Source organism: Nocardia jejuensis NBRC 103114 (assembly GCF_001613145.1).
Classification (GTDB): Bacteria; Actinomycetota; Actinomycetes; order Mycobacteriales; family Mycobacteriaceae; genus Nocardia; species Nocardia jejuensis.
Map to the genome: position 1 here is coordinate 45,574 of NZ_BDBU01000054.1, position 21,336 is coordinate 66,909.

At 69.0% G+C, this 21,336-nt stretch carries 17 protein-coding genes; 4 read left to right on the forward strand and 13 right to left on the reverse strand.

The annotated features are described in order from the left end of the window. Positions 1–425 precede the first annotated feature (425 nt). The gene (locus tag NJ1_RS33385) at positions 426–2,153 is read left to right on the forward strand and encodes an N-acyl-D-amino-acid deacylase family protein (protein WP_067702797.1); all 1,728 of its coding nucleotides are present in this window, start codon (positions 426–428) and stop codon (positions 2,151–2,153) included. Positions 2,154–2,284: 131 nt separating this feature from the next. On the opposite strand, the gene NJ1_RS33390 is transcribed toward NJ1_RS33385, so the two are convergent. The 7 genes from NJ1_RS33390 to NJ1_RS33420 form a co-directional block, all read right to left on the reverse strand. Continuing rightward, positions 2,285–3,175 carry a LysR family transcriptional regulator gene (locus NJ1_RS33390; RefSeq protein WP_067702800.1) on the reverse strand — a complete coding sequence of 297 codons (891 nt, stop codon included), beginning with the start codon at positions 3,173–3,175 and terminating at the stop codon, positions 2,285–2,287. Between the two features lie 32 nt (positions 3,176–3,207). Further along, positions 3,208–4,143, reverse strand: coding sequence for a tRNA pseudouridine(55) synthase TruB (gene truB / locus NJ1_RS33395; RefSeq protein WP_067702803.1), 936 nt, complete (start codon positions 4,141–4,143; stop codon positions 3,208–3,210). Then, entirely contained in the window at positions 4,143–4,817 is a 675-nt protein-coding gene (npt, locus tag NJ1_RS33400) for a 4'-phosphopantetheinyl transferase Npt (RefSeq protein WP_067702808.1), read from the reverse strand. Before npt ends, truB begins: the two co-directional genes overlap by 1 nt. A gap of 128 nt (positions 4,818–4,945) precedes the next feature. Further along, positions 4,946–6,013, reverse strand: coding sequence for an XdhC family protein (locus NJ1_RS33405; protein WP_067702859.1), 1,068 nt, complete (start codon positions 6,011–6,013; stop codon positions 4,946–4,948). Between the two features lie 251 nt (positions 6,014–6,264). Beyond that, positions 6,265–7,206 carry a metallophosphoesterase family protein gene (locus NJ1_RS33410; RefSeq protein WP_067702863.1) on the reverse strand — a complete coding sequence of 314 codons (942 nt, stop codon included), beginning with the start codon at positions 7,204–7,206 and terminating at the stop codon, positions 6,265–6,267. Between the two features lie 180 nt (positions 7,207–7,386). Further along, a complete protein-coding gene (locus NJ1_RS33415) occupies positions 7,387–9,555 on the reverse strand; it encodes a SaeA-related protein (protein WP_067702810.1) in 2,169 nt (722 codons plus the stop codon). Positions 9,556–9,576: 21 nt separating this feature from the next. After that, complete coding sequence (locus NJ1_RS33420) at positions 9,577–11,259, reverse strand: Hsp70 family protein (protein WP_067702813.1); 1,683 nt, start codon at positions 11,257–11,259, stop codon at positions 9,577–9,579. 49 nt (positions 11,260–11,308) lie between these two features. Between NJ1_RS33420 and NJ1_RS33425 the strand changes: the two genes are divergently transcribed. Then, positions 11,309–11,815 carry a hypothetical protein gene (locus NJ1_RS33425; protein WP_067702867.1) on the forward strand — a complete coding sequence of 169 codons (507 nt, stop codon included), beginning with the start codon at positions 11,309–11,311 and terminating at the stop codon, positions 11,813–11,815. Here the strand turns inward: NJ1_RS33425 and NJ1_RS33430 are convergent. After that, a complete protein-coding gene (locus NJ1_RS33430) occupies positions 11,808–12,566 on the reverse strand; it encodes a phosphotransferase (RefSeq protein WP_067702816.1) in 759 nt (252 codons plus the stop codon). The two genes, NJ1_RS33425 and NJ1_RS33430, sit on opposite strands and share 8 nt — an antisense overlap. 148 nt (positions 12,567–12,714) lie before the next feature. Here NJ1_RS33430 and NJ1_RS33435 point away from each other — a divergent pair, with 148 nt between their 5' ends. Continuing rightward, on the forward strand, positions 12,715–13,836 hold the full coding sequence (locus NJ1_RS33435; RefSeq protein WP_067702819.1) for a 3-ketosteroid-9-alpha-monooxygenase, oxygenase component: 1,122 nt from the start codon (positions 12,715–12,717) through the stop codon (positions 13,834–13,836). Positions 13,837–13,906: 70 nt separating this feature from the next. Here NJ1_RS33435 and NJ1_RS33440 read toward each other — a convergent pair whose 3' ends face one another. After that, the gene (locus tag NJ1_RS33440) at positions 13,907–15,394 is read right to left on the reverse strand and encodes an MATE family efflux transporter (protein WP_084479116.1); all 1,488 of its coding nucleotides are present in this window, start codon (positions 15,392–15,394) and stop codon (positions 13,907–13,909) included. A gap of 164 nt (positions 15,395–15,558) precedes the next feature. Here NJ1_RS33440 and NJ1_RS33445 point away from each other — a divergent pair, with 164 nt between their 5' ends. Beyond that, positions 15,559–17,136 carry a mucoidy inhibitor MuiA family protein gene (locus tag NJ1_RS33445; protein ID WP_067702822.1) on the forward strand — a complete coding sequence of 526 codons (1,578 nt, stop codon included), beginning with the start codon at positions 15,559–15,561 and terminating at the stop codon, positions 17,134–17,136. Positions 17,137–17,349: 213 nt separating this feature from the next. Here NJ1_RS33445 and NJ1_RS33450 read toward each other — a convergent pair whose 3' ends face one another. The 4 genes from NJ1_RS33450 to infB form a co-directional block, all read right to left on the reverse strand. After that, positions 17,350–18,339: a DHH family phosphoesterase gene (locus NJ1_RS33450; protein ID WP_067702825.1), complete on the reverse strand. Its 990-nt coding sequence runs from the start codon at positions 18,337–18,339 to the stop codon at positions 17,350–17,352. A 31-nt stretch (positions 18,340–18,370) separates the two neighbouring features. After that, positions 18,371–18,814 (reverse strand): 30S ribosome-binding factor RbfA, encoded by a 444-nt coding sequence (rbfA, locus tag NJ1_RS33455; RefSeq protein ID WP_067702828.1) that lies wholly within the window; start codon positions 18,812–18,814, stop codon positions 18,371–18,373. Between the two features lie 25 nt (positions 18,815–18,839). Beyond that, positions 18,840–19,130 carry a DUF503 domain-containing protein gene (locus NJ1_RS33460; RefSeq protein ID WP_067702873.1) on the reverse strand — a complete coding sequence of 97 codons (291 nt, stop codon included), beginning with the start codon at positions 19,128–19,130 and terminating at the stop codon, positions 18,840–18,842. Between the two features lie 217 nt (positions 19,131–19,347). Beyond that, on the reverse strand, positions 19,348–21,336 hold a 1,989-nt coding region (infB, locus tag NJ1_RS33465; protein ID WP_084479121.1), incomplete at its 5' end, for a translation initiation factor IF-2.

The window sequence follows — 21,336 nt, forward strand, 5'->3', positions numbered from 1 at the left end:
CAACTCGCACCGCCACCGCGCGTCCACGACGCGGCGCCGAACCCTCATGAGACGCTGCCTAACGGTGCAGGCGCAGCGCGATACCGCTCGTGACCCCCGAGGGCAGAACCCACTGCCGACGCCGTTCCGGCCGAGGACCCCGGTCGTCCACGGCGCAGATTCACCCGAATCACAGTGCCGGGTAGATCGATACGGTGAACGAGGTGGCGCAACCAGAGATTCTCGGGTGCCGAGCCCGGCCGAAATCGCCTGGCACCAGCCGGAATATCGAACCCGGTGGCAGGCCGGGCCGCGAGGACACCGCGGCATTCTGGCCGATGCTGTCCTTTCCTCGCACGAATTACCCGTGACACGATGATATGGATATCGGCGGGGCTCGGATCATTCCAGAGAACTCGGATCCTCCAGGGAACAGGTGGCCTGACATGACTCGGTGCGATGTGGTGATTCGCGGCGGCACGGTGTTCGACGGCACCGGTGCGACCGCCAGGCGCGCCGACGTCGGGATCATCGGGGGCAAGGTCGCGACCGTCAGCGCCGACCCGCTGCCCGACGGCGAGCGGACCATCGACGCCGCGGGCAAATGGGTGATGCCGGGCATGCTGGACGTGCACACCCATTACGACGCGGAGGTCCTGGGCAGCCCGGGACTCGGCGAATCGGTGCGGCACGGCGTCACCACCGTGGTGTTCGGCAACTGTTCACTCTCGACCGTGTACGCCGAGGCACAGGACTGCGCGGACATGTTCGCCCGGGTCGAGGCACTGCCGTGGGACGCGGTGCATTCGGCGGTCAAGGAGCATCGGGACTGGGACGGACCGCACGCCTACGCGAAGTCGCTCGCGGATCGCCCGCTCGGCGCGAATGTGGCGGCGCTGCTGGGTCATTCGGATATTCGGGTGGCGGTGATGGGTCTCGGACGCGCGGTGGACGCGCAGACCCGCCCCACCGACGCCGAGCTGACGCGCATGCGCGTCATGCTCAGTGACGCGCTCGACGCCGGATTCCTCGGGCTGTCCACCATTCGCAGCTCCTTCTCCAAGCTGGAGGGGACGCGCTTCCCCACCCGTCAATTGCCCTCGACGTACGCGGCGTGGCGGGAGTACAAGGCGCTCAACGAGATTCTGCGCGCACGCGGGCGCATTCATCAGAGCACGCCGAACCTGACCGCACGCGCGGAGATCGCTCGCTACTTCGCCGAGAGCGCGGGCCGATTCCGCAAGCCGCTCAAGACGACCCTCATCGCGGGCATGGACGTCAAGGCCGACCGCACCGTCGCGCGCGCCGCCACCGCCGCCGCGCGGATCGCCAATACCGTGGGCGGGGCGGCCTTCCGGTGGCAGCATCTGCCGGTGCCGTTCGAGGTGTACGCGGACGGCGTCGACCTGGTGGTGTTCGAGGAATTCGGTTCCGGCGTAGCGGCTCTCAATATTCGCGATGTGATGAAGCGCGGCGAACTGCTCGCCGACGAGTCCTATCGCAGGCAGTTCCGCAAGGACCTCGCCAAGAAATACGGTCCGCGCGTGTGGCATCGCGACCTGTACGACGCGCAGATCGTCGGCTGCCCGGATGCGAGCGTGGTCGGCAAATCCTTCGGCGCGGTCGCCGACGAGCGCGGCATCGAACCCGCCGACGCTCTGCTGGACCTGGCCGTCGCGCACGGGGCGCGACTGCGCTGGCGCACGGTCATCGCCAATGATCGCGACGACATCCTGGACCAGCTCCAGACCTCCCCCGTGGTCCAGATCGGCTTCGCGGATTCCGGTGCGCACCTGCGCAATATGGCTTTCTACAACTTCGGCGTCCGCCTGCTCGAACGCGTCCACCAGCGCGGCTTCATGCCCCTCGAGGCCGCGGTGCACCGCCTCACCGGCGAACTCGCCGACTGGTACGACCTCGACGCCGGACATCTCGCACCGGGCCGCCGCGCCGACATCACGGTCATCGATCCCGCCGGATTGGACGGCTCGGGCAGCGCCTACGCCGAGGCGCCCTTTCCCGGAATCGACGGCCTGGATCGCATGGTCAATCGCAACGATCGCGCCGTGGCCGCCACGCTCGTCAACGGCAGCGTGCTCTACGAATACGGTGAATTCGCAGCGGGTTTCGGCACCATCCTGCACGCGGGCACGTTCCTGAAGGCCGGAGGCTGACCGCAGGTACTTCACCGGCGACGGCCGACGAGGGCTGATCGACCCGCGCTGTCACCGCCCCGGCTCGTACCGCCGGAACATCGGGCCGCCGTGCCGCGACGCCGTACCGGGTCACGGCACAGCACGACGCACTACGGCGTGAGCCGGAACCCACCGGCCAGGGCGTCGGTGACGCTGTGCAGCAGCGGGTTCCGCGCCGCCGCGCGCCATGCGGCGATGTAGGTGACCACGAGCGGACGGGGCAGCAGCGGCCGCCAGACGAGTCCCGGCACCTCGGCGGTGCGAATGGATCCCAGCCCCACCGCTTCCGGCCGTATGGGCAGCAGTGCGAGCAGTTGCGCGTGGCTCATCGCGCTGTCGCTCAGGGCGACCGTCGCGCCTCGGTCACGCAGCTGCGCGAGCAGCGAATCATGCAGTTCGGGTGCGGAATCACGGGCGAACATGATCAATTCACGACCGCGCAGGTGCGCCGGTTCGATCGCGTCGAACTCCGCCAGCGCATGGGTGCGCGACATGACGACGCCGAGTTGCTCCTCGGCAATCGCGGTGTGCCGCAGGTGTTCGGGCAGCCGCACCGGCATGCGCAGTACCGCGAGATCCACCTCCTCGCGATCCAGCAGCCGCACCTGATCCGCACTCGGCCCGCCGGTCAGCACGACCCGGGCGCCCGGCTGCCGGGCCCGCAGCATCGCGTCGATCCGCGCCGGCAACCAGGTGGGCGCACCGTTCACGACTCCCAGCCGGAACACGGCCGTCTCGGGTTGCGCGACCGCCCGCGTCTCGCGCATCGCGGACTCCGCGGCGGTGAGCACGCCGCGCGCCGCCGTCAGCAGCACCTCTCCGGCGGCGGTCAACTCGACCCCGTGATTCCCCCGGATCAACAGCGGCCCACCCACTTCCCGCTCGACCGCCCGAATCTGCTGACTCAGCGTCGGCGTCGAGATGAACAGCCGCTCCGCCGCCCGGCGAAAGTGCAATTCTTCCGCCACGGCCACGAAGTACCGCAATTGCCGCAATTCCACCCTCGCACTCTAGGCGGCGGAGGTGAAAAGTTTCAGAGTCCGGCTGGACGGACGACCATGACCGAGGCGGCGCGCTTGCCGCTCTCCTGAACCAGCGCGATGGCATTGCCCGCGGGGTCGACGGCCGCGTAGACGCCGGGAAGCCCGATCGGTTCGAGCCAGCGACCGTTCCGCAGATCCTCGGCCTGGGTGTCGGTGACCTCGCGCAACGGGAACGCCGTGCGCACGGCCTCGTCGATATCGAGGCTCAGCAGCGCCTCCCCCGCCTCGGCCGCCACCGCGAGCTGATCGAGGGTCCGGGCATGCTCCAGAGTGAAGGGGCCCACCCGGGTCCGGCGTAGTGCGGTGAGATGCCCGCCCACCGCGAGCTTCGCCCCCAGATCGCGGGCCAGCGCGCGAATGTAGGTACCCGAGGTGCACTCCACCTCGACATCCAGATCCACGAATTGCGTTGCGCCGGTGTCGACATCACGCCGGGCCAGCACATCGAAGCGACTGACGGTCACCGGGCGCGCCGCCAGCTGCACATCCTCCCCGGCGCGAGCGCGCGCGTAGGCCCGCTCGCCGTTCACCTTGATCGCGCTGACGGTGGCCGGAACCTGCTGGATGTCGCCGGTCAATTCGGCTATGGCAGTGGCGATGTCGGCATCGGTGAGATGCCCGGCCGCAGTCGTCGCGGTGGTCTCGCCCTCGGCGTCGTCGGTGATCGTGGACTGCCCCAGCCGAATGGTCGCCGTGTACGCCTTGGTCGTGAGAATCAGCTGCCCGAGCAGCTTCGTGGCGCGCTCCACGCCGAGCACCAGCACGCCGGTGGCCATCGGATCCAGGGTGCCCGCGTGACCGACCTTCTTGGTACGCAACAACCTTCGCCCCTTGGCGACCACATCGTGACTCGTCCAGCCGCCGTCCTTGTCGACGATCAGCAGCCCGCCCAGGGCATCGACGACCGGTGTGCGCTTCTCGCTCATCAGCCCTCCACGATCGCGGTCAGGATCAGCCCGTCGGTGATCACCCAGCGGCCGTCGAAGGACCGCAGCGGCGCGCCGCCGTCGGTCGTGTGGCCGGGGATCAGCAGGTCGCTGTGGAAGGTGCCTTCACCAGCGGACGCGGACTCCTGGTCCACGGTGAACGTGATGTGCGCGTCCTCGAATCCGAGCCAGCGGCCGGTCAGCGGGAACCACGCCTTGTAGGTGGCCTCCTTGGCGCAGAACAGCAGTCGGTCCAAATGCAGTCCGGTGCCCGGCAATACGGCGCCGAGCCACTGACGCTCCGCGGGCAGGCTCACCGAATCCAGCACGCCCTCGGGCAGTTGCCCGTGCGGTTCCGCGTCGATACCCACGGAACGGAATCGCAGCCGATGCGCGAGCGCCGCGGCCCGGTATCCGTCACAGTGCGTGAGGCTGCCGACGACACCACGCGGGAACAACGGCTCACCGGTGCCGCCCTTACCGATGGCAACGGCCGGTTCGCCCAGCTGCGCCAGCGCCTGCCGCGCACAGTGCCGTGCCCCGATGAAGTCCCGCCGCCGCTTCTCCACCGCCCGCGAGATCAGATGTTCCTCGCCCGGATGCGGCTTCAGATCCTCCGGATACGCGACCAGTTCCGCCGCGGCCACGCCGCTGGGGAGAATCCTCCCGATAATGCGCGCCGACTCCGCCGCGACTGCCCGCTCCTCGATGACCGCCTCCTGATCGCACCGCCACTTGCCCGAACGAGCCTACCGGCCGCCCCCGCGACCACGAATTTCCCAGTCCCGCCCGGACCTTCCGCTCAGCGGTGAATCGGCCCGTCGGTCTCCCGCAGCGGCCGCCCCGACGCGCCCCCGGTCTCGGCGATGATCTGCGCCGCGATCGACACCGCCGTCTGCTCCGGCGTCACGGCGTTGATATCGAGCCCGACCGGACTCCGCAGTCGCCCCAGCAGAGCCGGTTGCACGCCCGCGGCCTTCAGCCGCGCCATTCGATCCGTATGCGTCCGCCGGGACCCCAGCGCACCCACGAACCCGATCTCCCCGATCGACAGGGCCTCGGCCAGCATCGGCACATCGAATTTGGTGTCGTGCGTCATCACCAGCACCACGGTCCGCGCGTCGATCCGGCCGCCCTCGCGCTCGGCGCGCAGGTATCGGTGCGGCCAGTCCACGACCACCTCGTGCGCGGCGGGGAATCGCGCTGCGGTGGTGAAGGTTTCGCGGGCGTCGACCACGCTCACCCGATAGCCGAGCTGCGCGCCCAGCCGGCTCAGCGCCCGCACGAATTCGTTGGCCCCCGCGAGAATCATCCGCGCGGGAGGGCCGAAGCTCTGCACGAAGGCCCGCGGCGGATACGCGGGTTCACACTCGTCCGACCCGACCGTGCCGGTTCGACCCGCTCGGGCCATCTCCCCGGCGTCCCGGCTGACCTCGGCCGGGGAATCGACGCCCGGCCGAACCACTGCCCAGTGCGACGCTTCCGACAGCGTGCTCACCAGCGCCACCGAATGCCCGAGCCGGATATCGCGGGCCAGCGCCTCGAGATCCTCGAGCCGCTCGGCCCCCACGCGCTCGAGGAAAACCTCCATCTCGCCGCCACAGGTCAGCCCGACCGCGATGCCCTCCGGATCCGCGATGCCGTACCGCTCGATCACAGCCGTCCCCGTGGCCGCCACCTCGGCCGCCGCCGCCACCACGGCCGCCTCGACACACCCGCCCGACAGCGAGCCGATCACCTCGCCGCTCGCGGTGACGACCATGGCCGCCCCGACCTCCCGGGGCCCGGCCCCGGTCACGGCCACGACCCGCGCCAGCACGACCGGATCCTGCCGAACCCGGCCGATCAGCTCACTCAGCACCGCACGCATCAGTCCATCATCCCAGCTCACGGGCCGTGGCGCAGATCCGACATCCCTGACGGGCGGCGAGGAATTCGGGGCATACGACACTCACATAGGGTGGCCTCGCTGAATCCGCCGATACCCGCGGGAGGCACGGTCGCTCTTGCGAGCGGTCGCCCTGCTACGGCCGAGGGCCTCCGCTCATACCCGCCGCCACTTCGCGCCCGGCCGAGCAGTTCCCCCTTCGCGCTACCCGCGTCGAGATCCGTCTCCCCGACTCAGGTCAAGCCCCTGCGCTTCTGCGCCTGCTCACGCATCTGCACGGCGGCGGCCGCCATTTCGGGCGTGATCTTGAAGTGCCCGCCCCACTCGTTGAGGGTGTCGCCGTAGTCCGGGGTGGGCAGGATCTGCCGCAGCAACTGTTCCGGAAGACCGCGCCGCTGCCATTCCCGGGGATATCCGAGCGACACCTCTTCGAAGCGGACGCCGTCGTACCAGGTCGTACGCGGAATATGCAGGTGCCCGTAGACCATGCAGGCCACGTTGTACGAGGTGTGCCAATCGGCGGTGAGGTCCGTGCCGCACCAGAGGGCGAACTCCGGATACCAGAGCATGTCGGTGGGTTTGCGGACCAGTGGGAAGTGGTTGATCATCACCAGCGGGGTGTCCGTGGGCAGCGCGTCGAGACGACGCTTGGTGTACTGCACCCGGGCGTGACACCAGGCGTCGCGGGTCAGGTACGGCTCGCTCGACAGCAGGAATTCATCGGTGGCCACGACATTGCGTTCGCGGGCGATGCTCAGCCCCTGCGCCTTGGTGACCGCGCCCTCGGGCATCCACGAGTAGTCGTAGAGCAGGAACATCGGCGCCAGGGTGACCGCGCCGCCGTACTCCTGCGCACCGGCGCCCTCCCAGACCGGGAACGGGTCCTCGGGGGTGATCACGTCCACGTCCCGGCACAGGGACACCAGGTAGTCATACCGCGCGGCTCCGTGCATCTGCACGGGATCCTTTGCGGTGGTCCACAATTCGTGGTTGCCCGGCACCCAGATGACCTTGGCGAACCGACTGCGCAACGTCTGCAGCGCCCACCGGATGTCGTCCGTCTTCTCACCGACGTCGCCGGCGACGATCAGCCAGTCCTCGGGGGAATCCGCCGTGATGCCCTCGACCACCGGCTTGTTGCCCTGATGCCCGACATGAATGTCGCTCACCGCCATCAGTTTCGGAATCACCCGGATCCGCCTCTCTGCTCATGACCAGTCATCGCAGCAACGACACCGGCACTCAACAGATTCCCACGCGGGCGCACGGCCGCCGCGCGCAGGGAGTTACCGGGACCACACGCGGCGGATCCAGCCGAGATGACGCCCGGCACGAGCCCGGACCGCCCGGCGGGTTCAGCCGACCCAGCGAATCCGCGCGTCGGGCGCGAACCCGGCCGCGACCACCAGCGTTCCGGACGCCTCGCGGCGGCACGAGGCCACCGCCAGATGACACGGCCGATCCAGATCCGCGGGCACGCGCACCCCACCGTCGATCTGATACCGGCTGTTGGTCACCTTCCACTTACGAGCCCGCGCGTCCTCGGAGCCCGTCGGCGGCGCATCGGCCCGGGCCACCAGCATCACCTCGGTGATCCCGGACGGCCAGACGAAGGTCAGCAGCCCACCCCGCGCGACCAGTCCGCTGACCGTCGGCATTCCGCCGAGGTCCGGGACGTCCGACGGCGCGCTGACCTCGGCCCTCGCGTCCCCATCGGAGCGGCGCATGTCCGACGCGCGCCCCGATACCGAGGCCACCACCCCGTACACCGGCACCGGCCCGGTGCTCGCGCCGCCGTCCTCGAGCGCGGTGCCGCGCGTGCGGCCCACCACCCGCCAGGAACCGTCGGGCTGCAAGCGGGTGACCCGGTACTCGACCTGATCGGTGACCGACGGCGTCCACGTGATCACCACGGTGCCATCGGGTTTGCGCGCGGAGCTGACCTGTCCGGGCGCGGACACCGGCAACTCGGCCAGCGCCGCGACCGTGCCCGCGTGATCGGCGCACACGTCGAAAACGGCCAGCAGCGCGCGCATGCGGGCCGCGGCCGGAGCCGCCGGAGCCGCCGCGAACTGCCGATCCGCCTCCGCCAGCGCCGCCCGCGCCCGGGCCATCAACTGCTCGAGCCCCGGCCCGTTCCCCGGATCCGGCACGTCGGATGCCTTGCGCTGCAGGAACTCCAGATGCTCGATGGCCTCGACGAAACGCTTCCCGGCGCATCCGACCGTCGCGCCACGCCAGTGCACCGCGGCCTCGGCCAGCACCCGATCGACTTCCTCGGCCACCGGTCGCACCGACGTCGATCCCAGAGAGTCCCCGCCCAGATTCCGGCGCGCGAGATCCACATGCCGCGCGGCATCACGCGGATGCCCCGCTCGCAGCGCGGCGCGCGCCGCCTTCAGCGGCGCCTCCCACGGCCGCGTCGGCGGGCGCTGCGCGGTGGCGGCACTTGAGGTCGATCCGCGGGTATCGGCCGAGGCGCCGGAGGTCGGACCCGCCGGACCCGAAGTCCCCTGTGCCGCAACCGGACCCGCCCGGTGTTCACGACCCTCGACGGTCGTGCCGAGCTCGTCCGCCAGCTCGATGATCACCCGCTCGGCGGTCGCCCGATCCAATCCCGCCGCGATTGCCTCACCCAGCAGGAAGTCGAAATCCGCTGCCACGAGCCGATCTTCGACGAGCACCGCCGCGCGCACCTGTGGGCGCAGGGCATCCCGGGTGTCCTCGGCGATCGCGGTCAGATAGTCATCGACGGTGCTGCCGCCCGATTCCAGCAGATCGCTGATGTGCACCAGCAATTCGTCCAGCACCACCCGCACCCGGCCCGGCGGCAGCTCACGGGTCCGCGCCCGCAGCGCCTCCGCGCGCAACCGGATCTCGCCGGTCTCGCGCGCCTTGGTGAAGTCCAGCCGCAGCAGCGCCAGCAGCGTCGGCACCGGATCGCCCGGCAGCAACCGCTCGTATTCCGCCAGCAGCTTGCGAATCTGTTGCCGCCGTTGCGGACTCACCCCGGACACCGGAGCGGGAGCCGCCTGCGGCTCGTCCGCGATGACGCGGTGCCTGCGCACCCGCGCCGCGATCTCGGCCTCGGACAGACCGCTCATCTTGCCGATGTCCTCGAGTCCGGGCATCTTCCCGGCCGGAATTCCGCCGTACCGCTGCACCAGCCGGTCGATGGCGGTATCGATCATCTCGTAGCGTTCGGCGTCACGGCGGTCCCGCAACCGGGTGACTCGCTCGGCCTCCACGCGTCGCGAGGACGTCGCGCGCAACGGCGCGGACAGCTCGTCGTGCCCGTCCACCAGCAGCCCGGCCAGCACCCGGTACTTGGGATGGTCGCGCTGCTTCTGCCAGAAGCCCCAGACCTCGTCGATCCGGGTCTCCACCTCGGCGTCACCGAGGCCGGCGGCTTCCTCGAGCGGAATGTCGTACAGCTCGAACGCATCCGAGTGCTCGATGCCGCCGCGGCGTTCCACGGCGGCCAGCACTCGCTTGCGATAATCGTTGGGATCGAAGGCGCGCATCGGTTTTCGTTCGGTAGGGCGTCAGGCGGACCGGCGTCGGGTGCGTTGCAGCTGATCCAGCTCGCGGGCCACATCGGACTGGGAGAGGGTGGCGCCGGTCTGCACGGTCAACGTCAGCGGGATGTCGGCTTCCACGTGGTAGCAGGTCACGTGCAGCACACCGTCGAAACCCATCTCGAAGGTGACGCGCACTTCACTGCCGGCCGGATAACCGGGCGGGATGTCCCGAATCCGGCCCTCCAGCAACACCTTCGAATCCTCCGGCCGGGTGGAGGCCGCCTGCCCCTGCTGCTCGACGATGGTCAGCTCGATCTGATCCTGATCCGCGCGCACGGTCCCGTAGGAGCGGCGCACCTTGATCGGCAGCGTCTGATTGCGATGCACCAGCCAGCTCGCGGCCAGGCCGTTGTACGTATCGAGGGCGAGCACACCGAACCCGCGCGACACCACGGTGTCCACCTGGATCTCCAGCATGCGCCGCACCAGGGCGACCGGCTGACCGAACGAGGCCGCGACCCGGGCGAGGGACTGCTCGAGCTCCCGGGGGTCCGCGTCCTGCAGATCCGCACCGTCGCGCAGGCGGCCGCGAGTCACCAGATCGGCCGCGACCAGCCGCTCCATCTCCAGCTTCTCGCCGTAGAGCGCGGCGCCGCGCGCGACCGACAGGTCCGGATCACGCAGCTCGCCGAAGAGACCGAGCTCCTTCTGCAACTGCTCGGCCACCATGGGCATCCGGGAGGACCCGCCGACCAGCAGCAGTCGGTCCACATGGTTGATGCCGCGCTGCCCGGCCGCCGCCACGACCGCCTTGGTCAGGTCGATGGTGCGGCGCATGAGCGAGGCGGTCATCGTTTCCAGCTCGGCCCGGGTCAGGGTGATGACCGCGCGAGCGCCGTCGTGCGCGATCACGACCTCGGTGGAGGCGGCGTCGGTGAGTTCCATCTTGGCGCGCTCGGCGGCCAGCACCAGCATCTGCGATCCGGCCGAATCGTCCAGCGGATCCTCGGCATCGGGGTTCGCGGCGCAGAACTGCTGCGACAGATGCAGCGCGATCCGCTCGTCCCAGTCCGCCCCGCCCAGTTGATGATCGCCCTCGACCGCGAGCACCGAGATCCGGCGATCGGACAGCTCGATGACCGTGGCGTCGAAGGTGCCGCCGCCGAGGTCGTACACGAGCACGGTTTCGCGCGCTCCGCCCTTGCCGATGTCGACGCTGCCGTCGAGCCGGCCGAAACCGTAGCTCAGCGCCGCGGCGATCGGCTCGGACAGCACACCCGCCACATCGAATCCCGCGTAGGTGCCCGACTGGATGGTCGCGCGCCGCTCCTCGTCGCCGAAGTACGCGGGGACGGTGATCACCACGCGCTGCACGGTGTCGCCGCCGCCGAACTCGGCGTCGGCCGCGAGGCTCTTCAAGATCAGCGAGGACACCGCCGGCGCGGACCACATCTGGCCGTGCGCGGCGAAGCGCCATTCCGCATCACCCATGCGCCGCTTGACCAGGGAGCACACGTGCTCCGGATCCAGCCGCGACTGCCGCCGCGCACCCTCGCCGACGACGTGGTCGTGCGCGGACGCGAACAACACCACCGACGGCACCGTCGGCTCACCGTTCATACCGATCAGGACTTCGGGTCGACCGTCGGCGTCGATGCGCGCGATGGCCGAATTCGTTGTGCCCAGGTCAATTCCGTAGACCCCCATGGCGGCGATCGTAGCAGCCGATTCGCACCGCCGGGACTATGGTTCGGGCATGACCGAACCAGCCGAAGCGACCGGCGATCGCGGCGGTGACGCCGGGGCCGAGCAGATCACCGAACGTCTGGATGATCTGGCCCGCGTCATCGCCCGCCAGGCCGCGACCATCGAACGCCTCGCGGACGACGCCAAGGCCCGTGCCCAGCGCGAGCGCGCGGGCGCGGACGTGCCGCTCGTGGTCGAACTCTTCGCCCTCTACGGCGAGGCCCGAGCCTTCGAATCCACCGCGCGGTCCGATACCGAGCGCACCGCTTTCGACACCTTCGCGATCCGGGTCGAGCGGTTGCTCACCGGCCGCGGCGGACGTGTGGTCGAGCCCGCGGCCGACCTCACCTTCGACGCGGTGACCATGGAGGCCGCCGACATCGTCACGACCGCAGACCCGGACCTCGACCGCACCGTCGAGTCGATCGTCACTCCCGGCCTGATCGTCGCCGAGCGATCGGTGCGCCCGGCGCGGGTCGTGGTCCGCAGGCACCGCGACCCGAGCGGCCCTAGCTGAGCCGCTCGATCACCCCCGCCAAGCCCTCCTTCGCCACCACCGGGTCACCGATGTCCGCTCCGTAGAGCACCTGGTGCCACGGTCCGAGCCGATGCCACACCTGCGCCCGGGCCCGGACCGCGTCGGTGACGCCGTAGGCCTGCGCGACCGCGTCCGCGAACGCGGCGGGCGTCCCGAACAGCGCCCAGGCCAGGTCGATCGCCTCGTCCCCGAGATGCACGTCCCCGAAGTCGATGACTCCGGTGACGCGCGCGCCCTCGGCCAGGACGTGCTCGGGACCGATATCGCCGTGCACGACGGTGTCGGCGGGGAACTCCCGCACCGCGTCGAGCACCGCCAGCGCCCGGGCCCGATACGCCTGCGGGACAAGCGGAATCACCTCGGCGCGGAACCGCCGGTCATCCGCGGCGCGGGCGCGCAGGGTTCGATCCGCTCCCGGAAATCCGAATCCGGCGGCCTTCGCGACCGGGCACGCGTGCAGTGCGTGGAGAAACTCACCGAGCGAGCGGCCCTGCTCGGCGACCGGGGTCTCGAGCGGCTCACCCGGCACCAGCAGGTGCCGTACCACCAGTGGCGAGGCGGTCACCACCTCCGGGATCGGCACCGCCAGCGGCACTCTGGTCGCCAGCCACGGCATCAGCACCGTCTCCCGTAGCAACTGCGCCTCGACCTCGGGGCGGCGTGGTCTGCGCTCCACCCACTGCCCGTCCACCAGTGTCGCCCGACTGTCCCATCCTCCGGAGAATTCCACCTCGCAACGGTAGCCAGTCGGTGGCCGGGCCGACGCTGATCAGACAGAGCGGACGCCAACGCTTGTCGATTTAAGCGATACCGCTTAACCTCGGCGCAGGGCTCCACCCGGTCTCGGATGTCGCCGATAATCAACCTGGAGGACGACAATGACTCAGATTCGCACCATCGATGTCGGGGAACCGATCACGCGATACGCGCGGGGCTGGCACTGCCTCGGGTTGGCGGAAACCTTCCGAGACGGAAACCCGCACTCGGTCAACGTCTTCGGCACCAAACTGGTGATCTGGGCCGACAGCAACGGCGAGCTCAAAGCCCTGGACGGGTACTGCCGGCACATGGGCGCGGACCTGGGCTACGGCAGCGTCAAGGGCGACAACATCGCCTGCCCGTTCCACGACTGGCGCTGGCGCGGAGACGGCAAATGCGATTCGATCCCGTATGCCAGACGCGTTCCGCCACTGGCCAAGACGCGGTCCTGGATCACCTGCGAGGAGAACGGCCAGTTCTTCGTCTGGAACGACCCGGAGGGCAATCCGCCGCCGCCGGAGGTCGCGATCCCGCACATCGAGGGCATCGAGACCGACGAGTGGAGCGACTGGAGCTGGAACTCGCTGCTCATCGAGGGCGCGCACTGCCGCGAGATCATCGACAACAACGTCGATATGGCGCACTTCTTCTACATTCACTTCGCGTACCCGGTGTTCTTCAAGAACGTCTTCGAAGGCCATGTGGCGACCCAGTTCCTGCATTCCAAGGGCCGCCCGGACGTGCACGCCAAATCCAACTATTCGACCGAGATGTCGCTGCTGCGTTCGGAAGCCAGCTATTTCGGGCCGTCATACATGATCAACTACCTGCACAACGACTTCGGCGACAACACCGTGGAGGTGGCGCTGATCAACTGCCACTACCCGGTCACGACCGACTCCTTCATGCTGCAGTGGGGCGTGAGCGTGCAGCGCATCAAGGGCCTGCCGCCGGAGAAATCCGACAAGCTGGCCGGATCCTTCGCCAAGAGCTTCGGCGTCGGCTTCCTGCAGGACGTGGAAATCTGGAAGCACAAGACGCGCATCGACAATCCGCTGCTCACCCAGGAGGACGGCCCGGTGTACCAGCACCGCCGCTGGTACGAGCAGTTCTACGTCGACGTCGCGGACATCACCCCGGACATGACCGCCCGCTTCGAATTCGAGGTCGACACCACCCACGCCAACGAGAACTGGGAAGCCGAAGTCGCGGCCAACCTTGCCGAGCAGGCGGCTGAATAACGGAACCCGTGGCTGACATTTCCCGAGCAGGCAGTCCGCCAGCGCCGCCCGCGTGCCGACAGCACCGCTCTCACGACATGCCCTGGGGCACTTCGCTGCCCACCCTGGCCCACCGTCCCGACAGTGCGCGCCAGGACACCGCCGCCAGCCGTAGCACCATGAACGCGACCAGCCCGGTCCAGATGCCCGCGATCCCCCAGTCGTTCGCCAGCGACAACCAGATCGCGGGCAGGAAGCCCAGCAGCGCCGAACCCAGCGTGGCATTGCGCAGGAACGCCGCGTCGCCCGCGCCCAGCAGCACCCCGTCCAGTGCGAACACCACGCCCGCGACCGGAATGATGCCCACGAAGAACCACCACACCACGTGCACGCGGTCCAGTACCGACGGATCATCGGTGAACAGCCGCGGCACCACCGAGTACCCGGCCGCGAACAGGGCCGCCAGCACGACCGAGAACACCGTCGACCAGGCGGTGATCCGTCGCGCGAGACCCTGTGCGCCCCTGGCGTTCCCGGCCCCGAGCGCCGCACCCACCAGCGTCTGCGCCGCGATCGCGAGCGAATCCAGGGTGAGCGCCAAGAAGTTCCACAGCTGCAACACCAGCTGATGCGCCGCCACCGACGCGGCGCCGAATCGCGAGGCGACCGCCGCGGCCGAGACGAAGCACGCCTGGAACGCCAGACTCCGCGCGATCAGATCCCGCCCCAGGACCAACTGCGCCTTCATGATCGCGATATGCGGGCGCAGCGGCGCCTTCGCCCGCACCAGTGCACTCACGAACAGCACGCCCGCCACCGCCTGCCCCGCCACGTTCGCCACCGCCGACCCCGCCAGCTCGAGCCGGGGCGCTCCCACCAGACCGTGCACCAGCACCGGACACAGCACCGCCGAAAGCGCCAGCCCCGCAACCACATACATCAGCGGTCTGCGCGTCTGCTGCACGCCGCGCATCCACCCGTTCCCCGCCATCGACAACAGGATCAACGGCACGCCGAACAAGGCGATCCGCAACCAGGGCAGCGCCTCGTCGGCGATATCGGCCCCGCCCGAGATGGCCCGGGTCACCGGACCCGCGAACACCTGCAGCACACCGACAATCGCCACACCCACCCCCGCGGCGATCCAACTCGCCTGCACGCCTTCCCCGATCGCCCCCCGCTCGTCCCCCGCCCCGTGTCGCCGCGAGGCCCGCGAGGTGGTCCCGTAACTCAGGAAGGTCAACTGCGAACTGACCTGCGCCAGAATCAATCCCCCCACCGCCAGCCCCGCCAGGGCCAAGGCCCCGAGCCGCCCGACCACCGCCATATCGAAAAGCAGATACACCGGCTCCGCGACCAGCACCCCCAGCGTCGGCACCGCGATCCCCAGAATCCGCCGCGGACCAGCCGTCACAACGTCCCCCGACTGCTCCGCCCGACCCCAGCCGACCGTCTCCGTCCCGGCGGCCTCCCCCGGCCGGCGCCCGGCACTCCGACCGGCCGTCACCCCGGCATCGACCGAATCGACCGCGCCGAACTCTCCCCGCCCATGCTCCGAGACGCCCTCGCCACTACCCATTCGCCCACAATCGCACAGTGCCAGGACTTATCAGCGGCGGGTCGTCCGAGACAAGCCGGGTCCACCAGCACCTTTCCGCTCAGCCCCTGGTATTCCGGCAGGCTGCCCGCCGATCCACCGCCGGTTCTCAGGCACCGCCGTCGCTCTCGAGGCAGGCTGGTGCCATGACGTCTCTGGACACCGCCATCACCGCCGTCACCGTCTATCCCGACCGAGCCCGGGTCACCCGATCCGGGAAAGCGACCCTGCCCGCCGGCGAGCAGCGCGTCCGGATCGCACCCCTGCCCACCACCCTGCTGCGCGACTCCATCCGGGTGGCCGGTCAGGGCGATGTGACGGTGCTGGGCGTGGACGTCATCACCGAACGCCAGCCCGCCGCCACCGACGAGCAGGTCACCGAACTCCTCGAGCGGATGCGCGCCCTCGACGCCGCCATGACCGAACTCGGCGACGCCGACCGCGGCGCCGAGGCGCGCCTGAAATTCCTCGAGCAGCTCGCCCGGCAGTCCGCCGAACGGCTCGCCAAGGCCGACGAAGAGCGTGTCATCGCCTTCACCGAGAGCCTCGAGTCGCAGTACGCGACCGTCCACGCGGCCCGCCGCGAACGAGAACAGCTGCGGCAGCGGCACGTTCGCGAACACCAGTCCCTGGAGCGGAAACTCTCCGATCTGCGCGGCAAGAATCGCGCCGACGTCCAGGTCGCGGTGATCACGGTGGAGGCGGCCGAGCCGGTGACGGTGGATCTGGAACTCACCTACGTGGTCCCCTGCGCGAGCTGGAGCAGCAGCTACGACCTGCGCCTGGTCGAGGACAGCCTCACCCTGCGCTGGTTCGGCCTGGTCCGCCAGAATACCGGCGAAGACTGGCCGGAGTGCCGGCTACAGCTCTCGACTGCCCGCCCCGCGCAGGCCCTCGATGTCCCCGAGCTGGATCCGTGGTTCATCAGCGCGGCCCCACCGGCACCGAAGCGCCGCGCGAGGTCTTCGATGCCATCGGTGGAGGGCTTCGGACCGGACGACGACGTGCCAAGTTTTGGGATGAGCCGCTCTCCCGCGCCCGCCGGAGCGGCGCCCTCGGCGCCCCCTCCCCAGGTCCGCGAATCCACCGCCACCATCGAACAGGGCGTCACCGCAGCCACATACACCCCACAGCGCACCATCGCCGTCCCCTCCGACGGCACCTCCCACCGCACCGTCATCACCGCCCTGGACCTGGAGGTCCGGCTCGACTACATCACCGCTCCCGTCCGGTCTCCCGAGGCCGTCCTGCGCGCCACCGCGCGCAACACCTCCGACCACACCCTCCCGCCGGGCCGCGCCTCGCTGTTCCACGACTCCGAATACGTCGGCGCGACCCACCTCGAATCTTGGGCTCCCGGCGAAGAACGCGAGCTCGCTCTCGGCGTGGACGACCGCATTCGAGTGGAACGAGAGTTGCTCCGCCGCAACGCGTCCAAGGCCACGCTCGGCTCCGCGCGGCGCACCGAAGCGGAGTACACGATCACCCTGTCCAATCACACGCCGCGCCCCGCCACCATCACGGTCCTGGACCGCCTGCCGGTCTCCCGGGACGCCGCCATCACGGTCAAGGAAATCCCCACCAAACCCCAGCCCGTCACCCGCGACGACCTCGGCATCCTCACCTGGAAAACCGAACTCGAACCTCAGGCGAGCACCACCATCACCTTCGGCTACCGTGTCGAATCCCCCAAGGGCACAACGATCTTCGGCCTCGGTGACTGAACTGGACGGCCCCGGGGACTACGAGCCTTCCCTCCGATGACCTGACCTTCACGACGGAAACGGCGCGCCGACAAGGCGCGCCGTGAACGTTGCGACTACTCGATCAGTCCTCGCAATGGCCGGGCCGGACCCTATTCGGCGGCCCTTCACCAGCAGCTTCGTCGAGGGACAACCGGCCGGAAGATAGTCACAGCCCTCGGGACACAGCCCGGCTCAGCCGAGTTCCGCGCGCAGCGCCGCGACCAGCGACTCCGGAGTGCCCGTCGTGGAATACCCTGCGGCATAACGATGTCCACCCCCGCCGAGCGCCATCGCGACCTTGGACACGTCCACCCCCGGCACCCCGTTCGCGCCGTCATGCGAGCGCAGCGACACCGTCCAGCTCTCGGACGTGGACCGCGTCTCCTTGAACACCGCCGCGACCTGGGCTTCGGCGCTGGTCCGGATCAGATCGATGACGCTCTCGACTTCCTCGGAGCGGACGTCGGCGGTATCGGCACGCCGGACGAAGACGTAAACCAGCCCCGCGCCCCCGGCCGCCTCACGATCCAACTGGGCCGAAGACAGCACTCGGGCGAGCATGGGAAGCCAGGCGAAAGGGTGGGTGTCCATGAGGGTCCGGGTGATCGCGGGACCGTCGATGCCGGTGGCGAGCAACCGTTCGGCCAGGGCGTGCGAGCCGGGTCTGGCCCACTTGAAAGACCCTGTGTCGGTGACCAATCCGGCGTAGAGGCAATGCGCGATATCGCGATCGATGGGCTCGCCCCAGGCGTCGAGCACCCGGGCGACCAACCCCGCGGTGGATTCGGCGGTCTCGTCGATGACGTTGACCGCCCCGAATCTCGTATTGGAGCTGTGATGATCCAGCACCAGGCTCACCCGCGCCCCGTCGAGCCGGTCGCGAAGCGAGCCCAGCCGTCCGGCGCTGCCGCAATCCACCGCGACCAGAACGTCCACCTCCCGTGGCACATCCTTGGCCGCGACGATGAACTCCCGGCCCGGCAGCGACCGCATCGACACGGGTACCGCGGCGGGCTCGGCGAACGCCACCCGCACCGGTACCCCGCGCCGATTCAGCACCTGAGCCAGAGCCAAGCCACTCCCGAGAGTGTCGGCGTCGGGCTGCACATGGCAGAGCACCGTCACCGAGCGCGCGGAATCGAGTACCGCTACCGCAGCGGCCAGGTCGTACGATTCACTCACCGGCGCATCTCCTCCCGGGCGTGAGGTCGGCTCAGTCTTCTTCGTCCTCGTCGACCTTGTACGGGTCGGCGTCGCCGGCATGTGTGGCATTGACCGCCACCTGCGCGACTCGCTCGTCCACCGCGCGCGCCCGCGCGAGCAGTACTTCCATCTCCCGTGCCGCATCCGGCACGGTGTCGGGCGCGAAGGACAGGATCGGAGTGAACTTGATCCCGGTGCCCGCGCCGACCTTGGAGCGGAGAATGCCCTTGGCCTTTTCCAGACCGGCCGACGCTTCCGCGTAGTCCGGTTCGGCGTCGATGGTTTCGCCTCTGACCGTGTAATAGACGGTCGCCTCGCGCAGGTCGCCGGTCACCTTGGTATCGGTGATCGTGACGAACCGCAGCCGCGGATCCTTGACCTCGTATTCGATCGCGCTAGCGACGATCGTGGAAATCCGCTTGGCGAGTCGGCGTGCCCTGGCTTGATCCACCATGGCCGTGCCCTCCTCACTAGATAGTTCAGTCTTCGGGTCCGAAGACGCGGCGGCGTACCGCCAGCAACTCTAACTCCGGACGGTTCGCGACGTGCCGTTCACACTTGTCCAGCACTTCGGTGAGGTGATTCATGCCGTAGCTCACCATGGCCACACCGAGCAGTGAACGCCGATAACGGTCGTGTTCCCCGCCCTCGGTCACACTCACCTCGAACCTCTTGAGGTCCGCGATGATCGGGCGAATCACGGAGCGCTTCTCCTTCAGCGAATGCACGTCGCCGAGCAGCAGATCGAACTCGAGCGCTCCGAAAAACATCTTCTCAGTCATATGTACGCGCCCCGGGAAAATGCGCGGCCGTTACCCGGATAGGGATGGTGCCGTGTCGCAGCGGATGCTGCCGGTCTCCGAGCGGAGACCGGGAGCATCTGTGCGGCACTGTATTTCACGTTCCCGCGTTTCACGTTCCCGCGTTTCACGTTCCCGCCGGGTCCTGGGCGGACCATGGACCCGGCGGGTGTCGTACCCGTGAAACTCAGTCGCGCGGCTTTTCGCGCAGCTCGTAGGCCTCGACGATGTCACCTTCACGAATGTCGTTGTAGGTGAGCGTCAAACCGCATTCGTAACCCTCGCGGACCTCGGTCGCGTCATCCTTCTCGCGACGCAGGGACGAGATGGTCACGGTCTCGGCGACCACGACGTTGTCGCGGATCAGGCGCGCCTTGGCGTTGCGCTTGACCGAACCCGAGGTCACCCAGCAACCGGCGATATTGCCGACCTTGGAGGAGCGGAAGATCTGGCGGATTTCCGCCCGACCCAGCGCGACCTCTTCGTAGATGGGCTTGAGCAGACCCTTGAGGGCCTTCTCGATCTCGTCGATCGCCTGGTAGATGACCGAGTAGTAGCGGATGTCCACGCCTTCGCGGTTCGCCAGCTCGGTCGCCTTGCCTTCGGCACGGACGTTGAAGCCGATGATGATCGCGTTGGACGCCGACGCCAGGTTGACGTTGGTCTCGGTGACGCCACCGACACCGCGGTCGATGACGCGCAGTCGCACCTCGTCGCCCACGTCGATACCGAGCAGCGCCTCTTCGAGGGCCTCGACGGTACCGGAGTTGTCGCCCTTGAGGATCAGGTTCAGCTCCGAAGTCTCCTTCAGAGCGGCATCCAGATCTTCCAGGGAGATCCGCTTGCGGCTACGAGCGGCCAGCGCGTTGCGCTTACGCGCATTGCGGCGGTCGGCGATCTGGCGAGCGATGCGGTCTTCCTCGACCACGAGCAGGTTGTCGCCCGCACCCGGTACCGAGGTGAAACCGATGACCTGCACCGGACGCGACGGCAGTGCCGCCACGACGTCGTCGCCGTGCTCGTCCACCATGCGGCGGACGCGACCGTAGGCATCGCCGGCGACGATCGAGTCGCCGACCCGCAGGGTGCCGCGCTGGATCAGCACGGTGGCGACCGGGCCACGACCGCGGTCCAGGTGGGCTTCGATGGCCACACCCTGCGCGTCCATGTCCGGGTTCGCCCGCAGATCCAGAGTGGCGTCCGCGGTGAGGACGACCGCCTCGAGCAGCTGCTCGATATTGGTGCCCTGCTTGGCCGAGATGTCGACGAACATGGTCTCGCCGCCGTACTCCTCGGCGACCAGACCGTATTCGGTCAGCTGCTGGCGAATCTTCTGCGGATTCGCGCCTTCCTTGTCGATCTTGTTGATCGCCACCACGATCGGCACGTCAGCGGCCTGCGCGTGGTTGATGGCCTCCACCGTCTGCGGCATGACGCCGTCGTCGGCCGCGACCACGAGGATCGCGATGTCGGTGGCCTTCGCACCACGAGCACGCATGGCGGTGAACGCCTCGTGACCCGGGGTATCGATGAAGGTGATCAGTCGATCGAGCTGGTTGACGTGCGTCAGCACCTGGTAGGCGCCGATGTGCTGGGTGATACCGCCGGCTTCGCCCTCACGGACGTTCGCCTTACGGATGGTGTCCAGCAGTCGGGTCTTACCGTGGTCGACGTGACCCATGACGGTCACGACCGGCGGACGGAACTGCAGATCGTCCTCGTCGCCCTCGTCCTCGCCGTAGGTGAGGTCGAAGTTGGCCAGGAGCTCGCGATCCTCGTCCTCCGGGGAGACCACGTTCACGACGTAGTTCATCTCGCCGCCGAGCAGCTCGAGGGTCTCCTCGTTCACCGACTGGGTAGCGGTGACCATCTCGCCGAGGTTGAACAACGCCTGGACCAATGCGGCCGGGTTGGCGCCGATCTTCTCGGCGAAGTCGGACAGCGACGCGCCACGAGCGAGGCGGATGACCTCACCGTTGCCGCGAGGCAGCCGCACGCCGCCGACGGCGGGAGCCTGCATGCTCTCGTACTCGGCGCGTTTCGCCCGCTTCGACTTACGACCCTTGCGGGGCGCGCCACCGGGACGACCGAAGGCACCCGCGGCACCGCCGCGACCGCCACCCGAACCGGGACGACCGCCGCCGCCACCACCGGGACGACCGCGGAAACCACCCGC

Bases quoted from the DNA above. Each gene is read 5' to 3' on its own strand.
- NJ1_RS33385 (WP_067702797.1), top strand. From the start codon at position 426: ATGACTCGGTGCGATGTGGTGATTCGCGGCGGCACGGTGTTCGACGGC.
- truB (WP_067702803.1), bottom strand. From the start codon at position 4,143: ATGAGCGAGAAGCGCACACCGGTCGTCGATGCCCTGGGCGGGCTGCTG.
- NJ1_RS33405 (WP_067702859.1), bottom strand. From the start codon at position 6,013: ATGCGTGCGGTGCTGAGTGAGCTGATCGGCCGGGTTCGGCAGGATCCG.
- NJ1_RS33410 (WP_067702863.1), bottom strand. From the start codon at position 7,206: ATGGCGGTGAGCGACATTCATGTCGGGCATCAGGGCAACAAGCCGGTG.
- NJ1_RS33415 (WP_067702810.1), bottom strand. From the start codon at position 9,555: ATGCGCGCCTTCGATCCCAACGATTATCGCAAGCGAGTGCTGGCCGCC.
- NJ1_RS33420 (WP_067702813.1), bottom strand. From the start codon at position 11,259: ATGGGGGTCTACGGAATTGACCTGGGCACAACGAATTCGGCCATCGCG.
- NJ1_RS33425 (WP_067702867.1), top strand. From the start codon at position 11,309: ATGACCGAACCAGCCGAAGCGACCGGCGATCGCGGCGGTGACGCCGGG.
- NJ1_RS33435 (WP_067702819.1), top strand. From the start codon at position 12,715: ATGACTCAGATTCGCACCATCGATGTCGGGGAACCGATCACGCGATAC.
- NJ1_RS33440 (WP_084479116.1), bottom strand. From the start codon at position 15,394: ATGGGTAGTGGCGAGGGCGTCTCGGAGCATGGGCGGGGAGAGTTCGGC.
- NJ1_RS33445 (WP_067702822.1), top strand. From the start codon at position 15,559: ATGACGTCTCTGGACACCGCCATCACCGCCGTCACCGTCTATCCCGAC.
- rbfA (WP_067702828.1), bottom strand. From the start codon at position 18,814: ATGGTGGATCAAGCCAGGGCACGCCGACTCGCCAAGCGGATTTCCACG.
- NJ1_RS33460 (WP_067702873.1), bottom strand. From the start codon at position 19,130: ATGTTTTTCGGAGCGCTCGAGTTCGATCTGCTGCTCGGCGACGTGCAT.